The 15,804-nt window shown below is 68.1% G+C and carries 13 protein-coding genes and 2 pseudogenes; 6 read left to right on the top strand and 9 right to left on the bottom strand.

Annotated elements, in window-relative coordinates:
• The first annotated feature begins 57 nt into the window (after positions 1 to 57).
• The 3 genes and pseudogenes from A6A29_RS39050 to A6A29_RS39035 all read left to right on the top strand — a co-directional run bounded on the left by A6A29_RS39050 (position 58) and on the right by A6A29_RS39035 (position 3,768).
• Positions 58 to 1,497 (top strand): hypothetical protein, encoded by a 1,440-nt coding sequence (locus tag A6A29_RS39050; protein WP_073728213.1) that lies wholly within the window; start codon positions 58 to 60, stop codon positions 1,495 to 1,497.
• Between the two features lie 693 nt (positions 1,498 to 2,190).
• Positions 2,191 to 2,594 (top strand): annotated as a pseudogene (locus A6A29_RS39045) (DUF5655 domain-containing protein); the annotation flags it as partial.
• A 559-nt stretch (positions 2,595 to 3,153) separates the two neighbouring features.
• Positions 3,154 to 3,768, top strand: a complete 615-nt coding sequence (locus tag A6A29_RS39035; protein ID WP_073728211.1) for a Dps family protein — start codon at positions 3,154 to 3,156, stop codon at positions 3,766 to 3,768.
• Positions 3,769 to 4,097: 329 nt separating this feature from the next.
• Here the strand turns inward: A6A29_RS39035 and A6A29_RS39030 are convergent, their stop codons facing one another.
• Positions 4,098 to 5,714 carry a phytoene desaturase family protein gene (locus A6A29_RS39030; RefSeq protein ID WP_073728209.1) on the bottom strand — a complete coding sequence of 539 codons (1,617 nt, stop codon included), beginning with the start codon at positions 5,712 to 5,714 and terminating at the stop codon, positions 4,098 to 4,100.
• Positions 5,715 to 5,781: 67 nt separating this feature from the next.
• On the bottom strand, positions 5,782 to 6,261 hold the full coding sequence (locus A6A29_RS39025) for an SRPBCC family protein (protein WP_073728206.1): 480 nt from the start codon (positions 6,259 to 6,261) through the stop codon (positions 5,782 to 5,784).
• An 839-nt stretch (positions 6,262 to 7,100) separates the two neighbouring features.
• Between A6A29_RS39025 and A6A29_RS39020 the strand changes: the two genes are divergently transcribed.
• From A6A29_RS39020 to A6A29_RS39010, 3 genes are all read left to right on the top strand, one after another.
• Positions 7,101 to 8,285 (top strand): alcohol dehydrogenase catalytic domain-containing protein, encoded by a 1,185-nt coding sequence (locus A6A29_RS39020; RefSeq protein WP_073728204.1) that lies wholly within the window; start codon positions 7,101 to 7,103, stop codon positions 8,283 to 8,285.
• A gap of 263 nt (positions 8,286 to 8,548) precedes the next feature.
• Complete coding sequence (locus A6A29_RS48285) at positions 8,549 to 9,400, top strand: SDR family NAD(P)-dependent oxidoreductase (RefSeq protein WP_443333370.1); 852 nt, start codon at positions 8,549 to 8,551, stop codon at positions 9,398 to 9,400.
• Entirely contained in the window at positions 9,370 to 9,837 is a 468-nt protein-coding gene (locus A6A29_RS39010; protein ID WP_073728200.1) for an Asp23/Gls24 family envelope stress response protein, read from the top strand. The genes A6A29_RS48285 and A6A29_RS39010 overlap by 31 nt, the downstream gene beginning before the upstream one ends.
• Before the next feature lie 409 nt (positions 9,838 to 10,246).
• Here the strand turns inward: A6A29_RS39010 and A6A29_RS39005 are convergent, their stop codons facing one another.
• From A6A29_RS39005 to A6A29_RS47335, 7 genes and pseudogenes are all read right to left on the bottom strand, one after another.
• Positions 10,247 to 10,825 (bottom strand): type 1 glutamine amidotransferase domain-containing protein, encoded by a 579-nt coding sequence (locus tag A6A29_RS39005; protein WP_073728198.1) that lies wholly within the window; start codon positions 10,823 to 10,825, stop codon positions 10,247 to 10,249.
• A 78-nt stretch (positions 10,826 to 10,903) separates the two neighbouring features.
• Positions 10,904 to 11,275 carry a VOC family protein gene (locus tag A6A29_RS39000; protein WP_073728196.1) on the bottom strand — a complete coding sequence of 124 codons (372 nt, stop codon included), beginning with the start codon at positions 11,273 to 11,275 and terminating at the stop codon, positions 10,904 to 10,906.
• Positions 11,276 to 11,408: 133 nt separating this feature from the next.
• A complete protein-coding gene (locus A6A29_RS38995) occupies positions 11,409 to 11,735 on the bottom strand; it encodes a plasmid stabilization protein (protein ID WP_073728194.1) in 327 nt (108 codons plus the stop codon).
• A gap of 326 nt (positions 11,736 to 12,061) precedes the next feature.
• Entirely contained in the window at positions 12,062 to 12,832 is a 771-nt protein-coding gene (locus tag A6A29_RS38990; RefSeq protein WP_073728192.1) for a uracil-DNA glycosylase, read from the bottom strand.
• A gap of 482 nt (positions 12,833 to 13,314) precedes the next feature.
• On the bottom strand, positions 13,315 to 13,623 hold the full coding sequence (locus A6A29_RS38985; protein ID WP_073728190.1) for a peptide ligase PGM1-related protein: 309 nt from the start codon (positions 13,621 to 13,623) through the stop codon (positions 13,315 to 13,317).
• 503 nt (positions 13,624 to 14,126) lie between these two features.
• Positions 14,127 to 15,002, bottom strand: a complete 876-nt coding sequence (locus tag A6A29_RS38980; protein WP_073728188.1) for an SDR family oxidoreductase — start codon at positions 15,000 to 15,002, stop codon at positions 14,127 to 14,129.
• Between the two features lie 128 nt (positions 15,003 to 15,130).
• Positions 15,131 to 15,491, bottom strand: a pseudogene (locus A6A29_RS47335) (isochorismatase family protein); the annotation flags it as partial.
• Positions 15,492 to 15,804: the final 313 nt, after the last annotated feature.

Genomic DNA, 15,804 nt, shown 5'->3' with positions numbered 1-15,804 from the left:
ACCCCGCCACGGCCCCGCACTCATTCCGCCCCCACTCACACCAGAGAAGGAGACCCGGTGACGCAGGAAACCGGCGGGACTCTGCTCGACTACACGATCGTCAGCGACCCCTACCCCCTGTGTGCTTCGCTGAACGCCGGCACCCCCACCTCCACCCTCCACATCCTCATCGCCCCGCCCGGCGACGAGACCGTCCACTGCCAGGACATCCAGTTCGCGGTGCCGTACGGCAGCGGAGCCCACGACCTGGTCAGCGTGCAGGGCGGGCAGGGGAGCAGTCCCGACAACTGGACGGTCACCTGGGAGCCGGCGAAAAGCGTCTTCCTCGCCGTGCCGCCCTCCGGCTCCGGCGGCACAGTGGGTGCCGCCGGCGTCCAGCTCACGCTGAAGGGCCTGCACATCAACACGCGCCCCGGCATCGCCACGATCGAGATCGCGGAAATGGCCGGAATCACGACCGGCTCGTACAGCATGCAGCGCGACGAATGTACCGTGACGAAATTCCCGCGCCCGGCCGTACCCGCACAGAACGTCAGCGACTTCGCCGCGACCACGCCCGAGGTGGACGCGGGAAATACGGTGACGCTGTACTGGACCGGCCCCCAGACCCTCACCTACGACATCGCCCACGGCACCGGCGCGACGCCCGCCACGGGACAGGCCGAAACCAACATCACCAACTTCACCTGGAAGGGTACCGTCACGCGCGACACCACCTTCCACCTCCACTGCCGCCTCGGCGAGACGACCCACACGCTCACCGCCACGGTCGCCGTCAACAACCCCCGCCTCACCGGACTGCAAGTGGACGGCACGCTCATCGCGAACGGTCAGGTGGAAGCGGTCGCGACAGACCGGTCCGTCCGCATCCGCGAACTGCAAGGACCATCGAGCATGCCGCTGACAATCAAAAGCTCGACCGACTTCCTGGCCGGATGTCCCGTATCTGTCACCGACTCCGTCACGGTAACGGGAAAACTCATCGCGAACGGAGACCTGCAAGCGATCCACGAAGACCATTGCGTCCGGATTCGCGACTTGCGCGGCCCAATGGCCGGGCCCCTCACCATCAACAGCAGCGGAATCGAATACATCGACTCAAAACACCCCGTGAATCTGGCAGGTAATTTGATCGCCAAAAATGATGTCACTGTAACGGGGAAACTCGTGGCGAATGGTGGCATTGAAGCAGTCGCGGCAGACAAGCTCGTCCGCATCCGCAAACTGCTGGGACCATACGGTCAGCCGTTGGAAATCAACAGCTCGACCAACTTCCTGGCGGGTTGCAATGTGCACATTGCTGGCGAAATGAAAGGGAGTGTCGGACAATTCGCCCAGTACGGAGACACCATGCACATCCAGAACAAGACGAAATCGAACTGCTACCTCGGCGCAAGCGTTAAGGGCGACAAGACGCATGCGTCGAATTGGAACAGCTGGACCTACTGGGCCAGTTCTCGTGACAACGAGACCTACCTGGTGATGAAAAAAGGCTGATTCCATGGCACTCGGACGGACCCCGCCGCTCCGCATTCGAATATCAACACCGCCGTGGGCCGACCCCCGCCGAGCCCCATGAACTCCCAGGAAGTGTCATCCCATGCCCAGTCCCCCCGCGTAGTCACATCGGCGCTCATGCTGACCGCCGCGCTCACCTTCGCCCCCGTCACCCCAGCAGTTGCTCTTGTCGGGAACGCGGAACACACGCCCCAGGCGCTCTCCTCCAGCCCCGACCCCCAAGGGATTCCAGGAAAGCGCCGATCCCTACAAGGACGCGGACTGCAGCCGAATTTCCGGCCGCGTCTTCGCGGAATTCAGTCGAGGCTCCAGTATGCAGGGATGGTTCGCGGAAACGGCGGAAGCGCTACCCGTCCGACCCACGGCCGGGTCGCTCCGGTGAACAGTCTGTTCAACGAGTTGATGGAGAAGGCCGACCACACGTATTAGGGTCCCTGCCGTCTGATCGCTCCATTGCCCGCCCGTCAGAGACCCGAGGCTCCAGACGTGCCTGAATCGGGCCTCCCCCGTAAGGCATCCGGCCCGCTGGGCACGTGTGGGTCGCGCTGGTCACGGACTCCGAGTCGAGGAGGGTCGGGCCTGAAGCTGTTCCACACGAAAGGCGGCGTGACTGAGGTTGCGCCGCGTCTCGCCGATATCGAGGCAGATGTGCAGTGCCTCGTCGAGGCGCGGATGGAGATGCTGCTGGGCGTCCGATTCCTGGCGAGCGAGTACGGCACCGGGCCGGTCCACGGCGGTCGGATCGACTCGCTCGGTCTCGACGAGAACGGGTCGCCGGTCGTCGTCGAGTACAACCGCGGCATGGGCGCCGGTGTGATGAACCAGGGGCTGTTCTACCTGTCGTGGTTGATGGACCACCGGGCTGAGGTTGAGCAACTGGCCCGCGATCGGCTCGGAGCAACGGCTGCGTCAGAAGTGCTTGGAGCGGCCCGCGGCTGATCTGCATGGCCGGGGACTTCACACGCTATGGCGTGCACGCGGTGCGTGAGCATCGGCGCAGTATCGACCTGGTTCGCTACCGGTTCTTCGGCGACGAGCTGTTTGGTCTTGAGGCCGTGGCGTCTGTCGGCGGCGGGACACGTGGACGCTGCTGCGTACGGCGTAATGGTCGCGAGCCCGGAAGCACGTATTCACCCGGGTCGAACTGGCCTCCGGCCTGGCCAAGCGGTCCTATGACCTGCGACATGCTGGAATCTCCTGCTGGCTTTACTCGGGTGTGGATCCCACGGAGTGTGCTCGTCGAGCGGGCCGGAGCATCGAGGTGCTGTTCCGTTCTTGGTTGTTTCCGCATCGAGGAAAAGGTGCCTGACCGATGAAAGCCCAGGTCAGGCACCTTTTCTCATGCCTCTAGAAGAAGCCGAGCTTCTTCGGCGAGTACGACACGAGGAAATTCTTCGTCTGCTGTTGGTGCACGGCGTCCACCGCTTGTGACCTGCAGAGACGGCTGAAAGTGCGTGGCAGGAAATTTTGTTGGCCCGTACCTGGTCCGGATCTTGCATTTCGGTGCTGACGGGGCACCGGTCCCACCTGGTCGCGTCGGGCCCCGCCGGTCGCGAGCTCTGTCGGCGCGCCCTGTTACGAATCTTATGCCGGGGGGCATAGCAGATGGCATCAACACTGCAGGAAAGGATTCTCATGGCGCCCAGGGACCGCACCCCCCGCTACACCGTGCCCGGCCTCAGTACCAAGGACAGCAAGCAGCTCATCTCGCTGCTGAGCATGCGTCTGCACGCCCTCAATGATCTGGCGCTCACTCTCAAGCACATTCACTGGAACGTGGTGGGGCCGCACTTCATCGCGGTCCACGAGATGCTTGACCCTCAGACCGAAGCGGTCAGGGGAATGACGGACGACACCGCGGAGCGCATCTCCGCGCTGGGCGGCGAACCGCAGGGTACCCCTGGGGCCCTGGTCACCGAACGGACCTGGGACGACTACAGCCTCGGCCGCGCCGATGCCCTCGCGCACCTCGGCGCCCTCGACCTCGTGTACACGGGGATCATCACCGGACACCGTGCAGCGGTCTCCAAGGCGGGAGACGTTGATCCCGTCACCGAGGACGTTCTCATCGAGCATCTCCGTTCCCTGGAACAGTTCCAGTGGTTCGTCCGCGCCCACCTGGAGAGCGGCTCCGGCGCTCTTTCCACGGCTGGGGCGCGAACCGAAGAGCAGGCGGCCAAAGCCGCAGCCCCCTCTCGCAGGCCTGCTGCCAAGCGGTCGGCGAAGAAGAGCGGCGCCGCCAAGTCCTGAGCCGTGTCCTGCCTCCAAGGCACACCGCTGTGTCCCTGCCCGATTCGGTCGCTCAACAGTGTTCCAAGGCAATGGCGCTGAAGAGTTTCGCGGGGTCCCGCCGACGATCCGGACGACTTCGAGAAGCGGTCCGCTGGACTCCGTGAGCCTTTCGGGCGGGGCGGCGGGGCGGCGGGCCGCCGCGGCCGCGCCGACCCATTCGCCTCCGACGGCGGCGGCTGTTCCCTCTTGTTGTCGGAAGTTGTCGGCGAGAGTGCGGTGTGCGACAGGGGAGGGGCCTGGCGGCCTCCCGCCCGCCCGAACCGTCATGGATGTGAGGGCCTGGCCCTTCAGCGCTGCCCCTTGCGGTCGCGGTGTGTCAGCCGGCTCTGGAGGTGGGACAGGGCGCTGGTGCACTGCCGGCGCAGAGCGGCCCGTGCGGCGTTGGAGCCCGGGGCTCCGTGGACGCCGCCGCCCGGGTGCGCGGAGGCGGAAGCGAGATAGAGACCGCGGACGGGTGTCTCGGGGCGGCCGGTGCCGGGGGAGGGGCGAAAGACCAGTTGCTGGTGCATGGCCGTGGTTCCGCCGTTGATGGCGCCGCCATGCAGGTTGGCGTCCAGGCTCTCCAGCGTGGGTGGGGCGAGGATGCGCCGGGCTCTGACCGAGTTGCGGAAGCCCGGGGCATATCGCTCGACCTGCGCCTCGATGCGGTCTGCCATCGTCTCCTGTTCTCGTACATCCCAGGAACCGGTCAGCCCGGCGTCCCCGGCGTCTCCCCGCACCCGATGCGGTACATGCGTGTACGCCCATGCGGACTCGGTGCCCCGAGGCGAGCGGCTCGGGTCAGTGGTGCTCATCTGCCCGAAGAGGGCGAAGGGCTCGTCAGGAACGCGGCCCATGGCGATTTGCGCGGCGAAGCGGGTGAGGCCGTCCACGCCGTCCGCGAGGTGGACGGTCCCGGCCTGCGCGGCCCCCAGGCAGGCCCAGGGCACTGAGCCGTTCAACGCCCAGTCGACCTTGAACGTGGCGAAGTCCCACTGGAAACGCTTCAGGTCGGCGAGCAGCCGCCCGGGAAGGTGTTCTTCGGCCACCAGGGAGCCGTAGAGCGCAGGCGCGGACACATCGGCCAGGACCGCCTTGCGGGCCTGCACCGCCTCGCCACTCGTGGTGCGGACCCCGATGGCCCGGCCGCCGCGGATGATGACCTCGCTGACTTGCTCCCTGCAGCGGACAATCCCGCCGCGCCGCGCGAGTCGGCGGACTAGTGCGGAGGTGAGTGCCCCGGAGCCTCCAGTGGGAACGGGGAAGCCGTAGGTCTGGCCGAGCATGGACATGAGCCAGCCGAAGCCGCCGCTGCCCGCCGCCTCCGGTGAGAGGTCCGCGTGCAGGGCATTGCCCGCGAGCAATAGTCTGCCGCCCTCGCCGCGGAACTCCTCCTCTCCCAGACGCCGTACCGGCAGCACCATCGTCCTGGCCAGTCGCAACCCGCCCGCCGCATGCAGCCGTAGCGCCAGCCGGGCCCCGGCGCGGACCGGGGGGAACGGCGTGAACAGGGCGTCGAGAATGCCGGGCCGCAGCGTCTCCCAGACCTCCCGCAGCTCCTTCCACGCGGCCCCGTCCCCGGCGGCGAACGTCTCCAGGCTCGCGGCCGTCTCCTCCAGATCACGGCTGAGAACGGCGCAGCGACCGTCCAACAAGGGGTGGGCGAGCACTTTCGGGGCGTGGCTCCAGCTCAGCCCCTCACGTTCCAGATGCAGGCCGGCCAGGACAGGGGAGGCGGCTGCGAGGGGATAGAAGGCGCTGAAGAGGTCGCTGACGAACTCGGGGTCGACCCCCCGGTCGTGCCGGACCGCTCCTCCGGGCTCGTCCTGAGCCTCCAGGACCTGAACGCTCCAGCCCGCGTCGGCCAGGAGATTCGCCGCGACCAGCCCATTGGGGCCCGCCCCGATCACTACGGCGTCCGGCATGGCGTACTCCCCGCTCGGTGGTTGGCGCCCCGTTCGGCGGAGGGGCTGGATCCAGCGAGGTGCGGGTTCAGGCCCTGCGCGGTCGCGGGCGCCCGGGATTCGTGCGGGGCGGGTTTTCATCGCCCTCGCACAACCGGGCGAGGCGGCCCAGCATCGCGCGGTTCCGCACTTGCTGCGCGACATCGATAAGGCCGTTGTGCAGAGCGCCCCCCGCCCCGCGCAGCGGGTGTTCGTCGAGGATGACCAGTGTGTGCTCGCCCCAGGGCCGCAGTTCCATCGCGATCCTCGCCGTCCCCAGAGGCCCGCTGTCCGCCTCCAGTTCGAGGACGCGGGTCGGCTCGCTGCGGCGCACGACGGTTCGGTTGTGGAGGATGATCGGCCCGATCTTGATCTCGTAGCGGAGGGCTGCCCCCAGCTCCGGCCACTGTCCCTCGTCCTGCTCGGACCGCGAGGTACCGACGACCCAGTGGCCGTACTGTTCGACGTCGGACAGGACCTCCCAGACGTCCGCGGGAGGCTTTCTGATCAACCGGTGTCGTACAGCCATGCGCTCCTCCGTCGTCCGAAGTGTCGCGTCCCTCACCGTGCCTTCCCACGCTAGGTCCAGGTTCGCACTCCCGCGCGGGGACATCAGCCGTCGCGGACTTCGGCCGGCTGCCGGAGCGCACCCCGACGAGGACCGGGGCATCCTTGTTAGGGGCGTCGGCGTGTTTCGCTGAGTGGAGGTGCCATGCCCGTTGCGAGCCCCCTGGACTGCCGTACCGCCGTCGGGACCGGAGCCGCCCGCGGTCTCGGTACCGCAATGGCCCGGGCGATTGGCGCGACGCGGCGCCCGGGTGGCGCTGCTGGGCCTCAAGGAAGAGGAGCTGGCGAGGACGGCGGCCGAGCCTGCCGAAGAGGCCGCCCGCTGGTGCGCCGTCGGTGTGAGCGGTGCGGCCGCCATGGAGGACACAGCCGCGTGCGTACGGTCCCGGTTCGGCTCTCCCCCGGTGGTGATCGGGAACTGGGCATCGCAGCGGCCGGCCCGTCTCTGGGCTCCGGATCCGAGCCTGTGGCGGCGGATGTCGAGGTCAACGTGGTGGGCATCGCGATGACCGCACGCGCTTTCTTGCGTTGCGTCCTTCGCGCAGGTGTTGTGCGCCGGAGTGGCGCACCGGGGCGTGGGCGTGGCCCATCCCCGGGCGGCAAGGCGGCGGCGGACAGTCCGGCCGACGGAGGCTCCCGTCCCGACTCGACTCGCGAGGGGGATGGAACCGGCGGCCCGCACCATGGCGCCGCCGGATTTCCAAGGCCCGGCCGGTGACACCACCGCTGGTCGCGGGTGCCCACTTCGGATACACGGCTGTGAACGTCACTGGCCGAAGAACAATCGAGGAGGCGGACACCATGCGTGCTCTGACCTGGCAGGGGCGGCGGGACGTCCGGGTGGAGACGGTCCCGGACCCGGGGATCGAACAGCCCGACGACGTGATCGTGCGGATCACCTCCACCGGGATCTGCGGCTCGGACCTGCATCTGTACGAAGTCCTCGGGCCGTTCCTGGATCCGGGCGACATCCTGGGTCACGAAGCCATGGGTATCGTCGAGGACGTCGGCCCGGAGGTACACGCTCTCTCCCCCGGGGACCGGGTCGTCATCCCGTTCAACATCTCGTGCGGCACCTGCTTCATGTGCTCCCGGGGCCTGCAGTCGCAGTGCGAGACGACGCAGGTGCGCGCGTACGGTTCCGGCGCCTCCCTGTTCGGCTACACGAAGCTGTACGGGCAGGTGCCGGGCGGGCAGGCCGAGTTTCTCCGGGTTCCGTTCGGCAACGCCCTGCCCATCAAGGTGCCTGAAGGGCCGTCCGACGACCGGTTCGTCTATCTTTCCGACGTCCTGCCGACCGCCTGGCAGGCTGTGGAGTACGCGGCGGTGCCGCCCGGCGGCTCGCTCACCGTCCTCGGGCTCGGCCCGATCGGCGACATGGCCACGCGGATCGCCCAGCACCGCGGCGCTGGTCTTGTCATCGGCGTGGACCTTGTCAACGAACGCCTCGACCGCGCCTCCGCGCACGGCGTGACCTGTCTGGACCTGCGCCGTCACGAGAAGGATCTCGGGGACGCGGTGCGTGAGCTGACCGGCGGGCGCGGCACCGACGCGGTGGTCGACGCGGTCGGCATGGAGGCGCACGGCAACCCGGTGTCCAAGGCCGCCCAGTGGGCGGCCGGGCTGCTGCCGGATGCGCTGGCCCAGCCGTTCATGCAGAAGGCGGGTCTGGACCGGCTCGGCGCGCTCTATGCGGCGATCGATCTTGTACGGCGTGGTGGGACCGTCTCACTCTCCGGCGTGTACGGCGGGGCCGTGGACCCCCTGCCATTGCTGCGCATGTTCGATAAGCAGCTCCAGTTCCGGATGGGCCAGGCGAACGTGCTGCACTGGGTGCCGGACATCCTGCCGCTGCTCACCGACGAGGACGTCCTCGGCGTGGACGGTTTCGCTACCCACCACCTGCCGCTGGAGAACGCGCCGCAGGCGTACGCGGACTTCCAGGCGAAGCGGGACGGGATGATCAAGACCCTGCTGCGCCCCTGAACCGCTGGTGCCCCCAGCCCGGGAGTACACTGCCCGAGGCTCTTTGCCCTCTTACACCGGGAAGTGGGGGCGGCCTGGACCCGGTTGCCCCGTTCGATGAGGGTGAGGAAGGCCGCTGCTGTCTTGAACAGCGGCTGCTTGGAGGCGGGGTCCCAGTCGGTGACGGTCGTTTCGTTCGCCGCCGGGCGGGTCTGGTCCTGTCCGGCCGTGTCCGTTTCGCTGAGCTCGGCCCCACATGTCGGGGGCCGCCTCGTTCAATTGGGGTGTGCGGCCGATCTTGGTGCGGGTGTGGACGGCGTCACAGATGTTGCCGCCCACTCGGGAGTGCTGTCCCTGACCTGGGCAACCAGCCCCTGGAACGCGGGTCCACGCACAGGAGCCGCGGGGCTCGGTGCTTTCCAGGCGGTCGAGGATCCTCATCCATACCTCGGCTCGGTCATCAGCACGGACGTCGAGGAGTGGGACCGCATGGTCAAGATCAACGTGCAGGGACTGCTGAACACCACCCACGCCGTCCTGCCCGCCTCCCCCAGGCCGCCGAGCAGGATCCGCAGCGGGGGGCCGGCACCGTCACCATCAGCTCCGTGGCCGGCCGCCGCGCCGACAACGGCTACGGCGTATACAACCTGACCGAGTTCGGCGTCAACGGATTCACCAAGTCGCTGCGGCAGAAACTCACCCAGCACCACGTGCGCGTCGGCGTCATCGAGCGGGGCGGCATCGCCACCGAACTCGGTTCCCACAACCGTTCCGAAGTCCATGACAGCACGTTCAACTGCGAGGTCCCGGAGACCTGCCGGTTCGACGCCCGGCGCCGTCTCGCGGCTGCGGTTCTCCAGTTCGGGCCGAGTGATTCCAGCAGGCCGGTCATTGCCGCAATCTCGATCTCGGGCCCCCTGGCCCCCTGCCCCGGACTGAGGTCGGGGCCAAGAGGCGGCGGACACGGATGCGCTGCGCTGCTTGGGCACTCGAATGGCGTATGTCTGGATCCTGGAGCACCGTGGAAGGGGACGTGGGCGCGGGCGGCGGAAAACGTCTGCCACTTCCGGTTCACCCCTCACGGAACTCTCGTTACGAGGTACTCATGGCGACGAACGGCAGTGAAAACGGAATGACACTCGGTTCGAACGAATCGTCGGGCGGAACGAAGGGGACAACGGTCATAGCGGATACCGTCGTCTCGACAATCGCGGGGATAGCGGTGCGTGAGACCGATGGGGTTCACGCCCTCGGCGGGGGAGCCTCCCGGGCCATGGGAGCGATGAAGGACAAGGTGTCCCGCTCCAACGACCCGGGCCGCGGAGTGAAGGTCGAGGTGGGAAAGAAGCAGGCCGCCGTCGACGTTGACATCGTGGTCGAGTACGGAACTCTTATTCTGGAAACCGCGAAGAGGATCCGTGTCCATGTCACCGATGCGGTGGAGACGATGACTGGGTTGGAAGTCGTCGAGATCAACATCAAGGTGCTTGATGTCTACGTGCCAGGGGAGGACGACAGCGCGGACGGCGGCGAGGAAAAGAGCGCTCCTGAGAGGTCGCGCCGCGTTCAGTGAGGCGCCGGCCAGGGGATGGCGTCCTGGTGTGGCCGGTCTCGGGCAGGAGCCGAACCACTCGGCGTCGAGGCGAAGTCGGCGCCGTCGGCCCCGTGCACTGCGCTGCGGGCGCATCCGACCGTCCCCGACCGTCCCCGGCCCCTTCGATAACGCGCCGGTGCTTCGGCCATCTTATCGCTGGGGCGGTTCGGTGCCCGGGGGAGAGTGTTCGGGTGGCTGTTCTGTTCATCGTTCACGCACGTCCCGTAATCTCCGGCGGGCGCGCGACGACAGCTACGCCACCTCGCGGCGTTGTCGGAACGCCGAATACATCCAGTATGCGGACGACCCTCCGCCTCGCGATGCACCGCATCTGACGCCGCCCTGATCCACCAAGGATTACGGGAGAGCCTTTAGGCCCCGATGAGGATCAGGGGCCGGACAGGCCGGAGACGGCAATTGCCGCGTCGATCTCCCGCACGAACGGTTCCAGATCGTCCGGGTTCCGTGAGGTGATGAGCTTCCAGCCGCCGGACTCGTCCGTGACGACCGGCTGATCCACCCAGTCGCCGCCTGCGTAGCGGATGTCGGTCTGCAGAGAGGCGTAGGAGGTGAGCTGCTTCCCTCTGACGACGTCGGCTTCCACCAGTACCCAGGGCCCGTGGCAAATGGCCGCGACGGGGCTGCCGGCTGCGGAGAACGCGCGCACGATCCGGCCGGCGGAGCTCTGCATGCGGAGTGTGTCGGCGTTCAACGTCCCACCTGGTACAAGCAGAAGGTCGTAGCCGGCCGGATCGGCATCGTCCAGTGTCAGGTCGGGGTCCAGAGTTCTGCCGGGCGTCTTGTCACCGACGAGGGTTTCGACGGCGTCCATCGTCACGGCTGCGACATCGACCTGAGCGCCCCACCCGCGCAGGTGGTCGAGCGGGACAACGAGCTCGTCCTGCTCGACGCCGTAGTTGGTGACGATGACCAGCACCTTCCGCTTGCTCACGTCGTGGTCACTCATTAGCTGTCGTCCAGCCTGTCTGCGCGGGGCGCGCCACCCTCCGGGATCGCATCTCTGGGGTTCCGAGTGGGCCGCGGCTCACTGGCGGCACAGACAGAACGGATGCCCGGCCGGATCCGAGAAGACCCGGAAGCCACGCTCCCCCCGGCGGTCGTCGACGTCCAGAGGTTCCGCCCCCAGCGCCAGCACCTCCCGGTGGGCCCGTTCCATGTCCGACACATGGAAGTCGAGATGCTCCTGCTGAGAGTTCCGGTCACCTCGGGGCCACTCGGGCGGCCGGTGGTCGGGGGCACGCTGGAAGGCGATGCGAGCCCCGCCCAGGACGTAGAGGTCGTACCAGTCGTCGGTTCCCCGCTTCACCTCTCCGCCCAGAATCCCCTGATAGAACGTGGCGAGCGCCTCGGGGTCGGGGCAGTCCAGCGCGACCAGGCAGTACGTGGCAACAGCCATGTGATTCCTCGATCTTTCGTCTGCGGTTCGTACCTCGGGTTCGGTGACCTGTTCCGCCGGCCGGTCGGCGGGTGGACGTTGAATGCCGACCGCTGGGCCGCGACCTCGTGCGGCAGGCAGCGGCCCGAGCGGCTCAGCGGCTCACCGCGTTGCGGAGCTGCTCCTTGTTCATCGTGGAGCGGCCCTCGATGTTCTTCTTCCTGGCCTCCTCGTACAGCTGGTCCCTGGTACGGCCCTGCGCCCCCTTGTGCGAGCGCTCTCCGCCTCGCTGGGAGGCCGACTTCGGGTCCTGTGTGGACGTCTTGCTCGCCGTCTTCGACTCACCCGAGCGGGCACGCTCCTTGTTGACGGTACGGGCGGCGATCTCCTTCGCGCGCTTCTCCGGCTCGCCGCGCTTTTCGGCGCTCTCCTTCACGTGCTCGTACTGACGCTCGCGCTTGCGATTGGAACCTGCCGGCATGGCGTTCTCCTTCTGGCTCTCACGTCTCTTCTCCGGGCGCACATGGCCCGCACCGGCAACAGCGATGCGGCACGGCCTACAACCGGGTTGCCACTGGTCCCCGTCCGAAACATGCCACCGCCGTCCCGGGTGTGCCCACCGGGCCGTGCGCTCGGGTGACCTGGCCCGGGGGCTCGTCGGACACGGTTTTCGTGATCTGCGACCCCGAGGGACCGTGTTCACCGTTTCCGACTCACGAGGGGCTGACGGCGCCGAGGGCCGCAGAGCCGCCCATTGACCAACACCGGGCTTCCGGAACCCTCGGCCGTCGGCCGAGCCCGGCCCGGTCACCCCGAGCCTGGCCGTACGACGGGAAGCCCGGCGGTACGAGCGGCGTCGACGAGCACGTCGCGCAGCATGGCCGGGGTGAGGCGGCCGGTGAACACGTTGCGCCGGCTGACGTGGTAACAGCCGAAAACCGTCAACGCGGCTCGGGGCCCGTCCGTGGGCGCCAGCGTCACCCGTACGCCGTGTCCGAATGCGGGGCGTGGACGAGGCAGCTTCCAGCCTGCCTGCCGCAGGGCCGGCAGGGCAGCCTGCCAGCCGAAGCCGCCCAACACGACAACGGAGCGTGCCGTCGGTCGTAGCAGCCGCAGCTCCCGAGCCAGCCAAGGGCGGTAGGTATCGCGCTCACCGGTCGTGGGGCTGTTGGCGGGCGGCGCGCAGTGCACGGGCGCGGTGACTCTGACTCCGTACAGCTCCAGCCCGTCGCCGCGGCGCGTCGCGACGGGCTGGGACGCCAGACCGAGCTCGTGCAGCGTCGCGAACAGAAGGTCGCCGGCCTGATCACCAGTGAACATCCGGCCGGTCCGGTTCGCGCCATGCGCGGCGGGCGCCAGCCCCGTGATCACCATGGCCGCGTCCGCCAGCCCGAACCCGGGCACCGGGCGCGCCCAGTACTGCCAGCCGCGGAACGCGGCACGTTTGATGAGCGCGGTTTCCTCGCGCCAGGCCACGAGACGCGGGCAAGCGCGGCACGTCACCAGGCTCGTGTCCAGGTCGGCCAGCGTGCCGGCCTTGGCGGCGGCCGACTCGGGGAATTCCTCTGCGGAGGACATGATCGACCCGTTTCGATGTAGTAGGCGGCTCCCGCATGGCTGTCACAGCCTTCCGGAAAAATAGACCGGGTATGGGCATCAGACATCAGATATAGCCGGTGTTCCGTACCGGGAAGCCCATTGCCGGTGCCGGCCCGGGGCGATCTGGGACGACAGGAGCTCTCGTCTGCCGCCCGGGCTGCGGCGGCGCCCTCGCTCTGCGGGGGAGTGCGGCAACGGTGCGGCGCACGCGGACGATCCGTGTGCGCAGCCCGACCAGAACGTCTTCGTGCTTGCGCAGCGTGCCGTCCAGGAAGCGCAGCACACGCTGCCCAGCGGCCTGCCTACCCAGTAGGTTGGCGAAGGCGATCGAGGACTACCTCGGGCGGCGGGTGCTCGCTCCAGTCACCAGTCGCGGCGAGACCGGAGGTAGCACAGCTGCCACGCATACGGGCCGAGCCGGGCGTGTTCGTCGCCGGCCTTGCCCCGGCCGCGCTCCAGGCTCACAGGTCCTCGTGACCGAGTGGCGCGGCCAGCCCGACTTCGAGTTCGGTGAGCCGGGCGTGGTCGGTGGCAAGGGCTGTGCAGCGCCAACCGCTGCCGTTGGCCGGGTGGTCGACGCAGAGGAGTACGCCTTCGGCGTCGCCGGGCCGGAAGCCGAGTCCGGCTTCGGCCAGGCGTGTCACGGCCATGTCGATGGAGAGCGGCGAGGCGGCGATTGTCGTGCCGGTGTCCCATGTGGGCATGGGGTGGCCCGCGCCGGCCAGTCGGCTCACCAGGGCGTGGGCCGTGGTCGTCGCGGTGCGCCGCACGTTGCATTCCAGCCCATACAGAATTCCGTCAGGGGTAGATACCGCGTCCAGGCTGTACGGCCCGCGGTGGCCTTTGAGGGCGGATGGCGGCCCAGTGCCCGGGGCCAGGCGGTCAGTTCCCTGCGTGCCGGGTCGGACAGGTCAGCGAGGGGCGAGCGGTAGCCTGCGAAGGAGCCGCCATTCATGCGCATCTCGCCGTCGTATGTCACCTCGATCCGGGCTGCGGTGACGTGCCCCTGTGCGCTGACGGCCCTGTCTCGGGCTTCGCCTTTCCGCCCCCGGGACGATCTGTCGACGGGACGGTGGCCTATCCTCCGCGCGACCCGCGACCCGCGACCCGCGACCCGCGACCCGCGACCCGCGAGCACCTGCGCGAGAGCGCGATCCGAGCCAGGACCCGTTCAGCCGGGCCGCGCAGCCGGCGGCCTCGTCACCGACGCCGAGTCGGCGTGTCCTATCCGTACGTGTGTGCAGACGGGCTGTCACAAGCGGTGGCCCGGGTGTCAGGACCGCGATCGTCCGGTTGCCTCCGCTGCGCGTCCGCCGGCCCCCAATAGCCCCGTCGCTTCGAATGGCGATCGCGCCAGGTCCCGGCGTGTCAGCAGTGAGACCAGTCCCGGCAGACCGGCGCGCACCGCCTGGACACTCCGGAGCCAGCCGGGCACATATACGGAAGGTGCCCGCCGCTCGACTGCGTCGACCACCAGCCGGGCCACGTACTCCGGGGGATAGGTCTTGCGTGCCGGTGGAGGCATATGGGCCCGAAGCTCGCGCAGCACACGATGCTGGTCCGCATCCCGGATCATGTCAGTGTCGATCCAGTTCAGATACGCGATTCCCACGCTGACCCCGCGGGGTGCCAGTTCCGCGCGCAGCGAGTGCGAGAAGGACTCCACGCCCGCCTTGGAAGCGCAGTACGCACTCATCATCGGCGCGGCGCCGATGGATGCGAGCGAGGCGATCTGCTGGTAGTGACCGCGCGTGCGCAGCAGTTGCGGCAGGAACGTCCGCGCGGTGACCGCGCTGCCCACGAGGTTGACCTCGATCACACGCCGCCAACTGTCCGGATCGGAGTCGGCGAACGGACCTCCCTCCGCCACTCCGGCGTTGGCGATGACGACCGAAACGGGGCCCAGCCGAAGGCCCACCTCTTCGGCGACGCGGGCCATCGTCCCGTCGTCGGTGACATCGACGTGCCAGTGCTGTGACTCTGTGGGGAGTTCGGCGGCAGTCCGGGCGAGTGTGTCCTTCTCCAGACCGAGCAGGGCCATGCGGACGCCTCGCGCGGACAGCTCCCGGGCGATAGCTGCTCCGAGGCCGCGTGCGGCCCCCGTCACCACGGCTGTACGGCCGCTCAGGATGTGCTTTCGGTCAGTCACGAGAACTCCTGCGGATAGGCGGCGAGGGTGGGTGGGTGATCGGACTGCTGACGAAGGGCTGTCCCGGAATCCGCCGACTGACGGCGCTGCCGCTGGGGCAAGGTGAGAGCCATTCCCATCCGCGAGCACTACAGCTCGACCGTCTCGGCTGTCGTGACGGTCCCTTGCGTGTCGCGCTCCATTATGAGGAGGGCTGCATCAGCGAGGTTCCTGTGGATATGGGCAACGGCGTTCTCGGGAATGGCTACCTGCAGATGACGAACGTGTGCGTCAAGGGCGGAATAGAGCACGCGCTGCTCGTGACCTGGCCGCAAAGAATGACATGGCGGCCCACGTCGAGCGGGGACAGGAGGTAGGGAAGAGGAGCTTCGTAAAGATCGAGTGTCTTGCCTTCACCACGAACAGCGAGTCCGTATCCGCATCCGGTTGTATCGGGCGGACGAGTTCGGCTCTCGGCCCGGCCATGGCGGACGCGACGATCTCTCCATGCGCTCATGATGTCACCGCATGGAAGGCGGCGCGCATGGTGAACTCATGCGGGTATTTCCGAGGTGAGAGCCCGGGGGCGCGGAGAGAGGAGACCGGGACCGAGGTGGGGGGCGGCGGTTGGTCCGCTATCGGGGTGTCGTGCTGCCCGGGCAGGATGTGGCTGTGCCGTAGCGCGGATGGCGCAGTTCGGGTGTCGGTCGGCGTATCGAGGGGTACTCGTGGGCAGTCGATGTCTGACTGCTCTGCCTACGGAGTTGTGAAGCTTCCCCTTGATCGTGGACACCTGGAGACTGGGATCTTGAGGTTCCAGAGG

Origin of the sequence: Streptomyces sp. TSRI0281 (assembly GCF_001905125.1) — a bacterium.
GTDB lineage: Bacteria > Actinomycetota > Actinomycetes > Streptomycetales > Streptomycetaceae > Streptomyces.
This window is presented reverse-complemented; position numbering and strand designations above follow the sequence as displayed.

Coding starts and splice junctions, on each gene's coding strand:
- A6A29_RS39005 (WP_073728198.1), bottom strand. CDS start 10,825: ATGAGTGACCACGACGTGAGCAAGCGGAAGGTGCTGGTCATCGTCACC.
- A6A29_RS38990 (WP_073728192.1), bottom strand. CDS start 12,832: ATGTCCTCCGCAGAGGAATTCCCCGAGTCGGCCGCCGCCAAGGCCGGC.
- A6A29_RS39020 (WP_073728204.1), top strand. CDS start 7,101: ATGCGTGCTCTGACCTGGCAGGGGCGGCGGGACGTCCGGGTGGAGACG.
- A6A29_RS39000 (WP_073728196.1), bottom strand. CDS start 11,275: ATGGCTGTTGCCACGTACTGCCTGGTCGCGCTGGACTGCCCCGACCCC.
- A6A29_RS39030 (WP_073728209.1), bottom strand. CDS start 5,714: ATGCCGGACGCCGTAGTGATCGGGGCGGGCCCCAATGGGCTGGTCGCG.
- A6A29_RS38995 (WP_073728194.1), bottom strand. CDS start 11,735: ATGCCGGCAGGTTCCAATCGCAAGCGCGAGCGTCAGTACGAGCACGTG.
- A6A29_RS39035 (WP_073728211.1), top strand. CDS start 3,154: ATGGCGCCCAGGGACCGCACCCCCCGCTACACCGTGCCCGGCCTCAGT.
- A6A29_RS39025 (WP_073728206.1), bottom strand. CDS start 6,261: ATGGCTGTACGACACCGGTTGATCAGAAAGCCTCCCGCGGACGTCTGG.
- A6A29_RS39010 (WP_073728200.1), top strand. CDS start 9,370: ATGGCGACGAACGGCAGTGAAAACGGAATGACACTCGGTTCGAACGAA.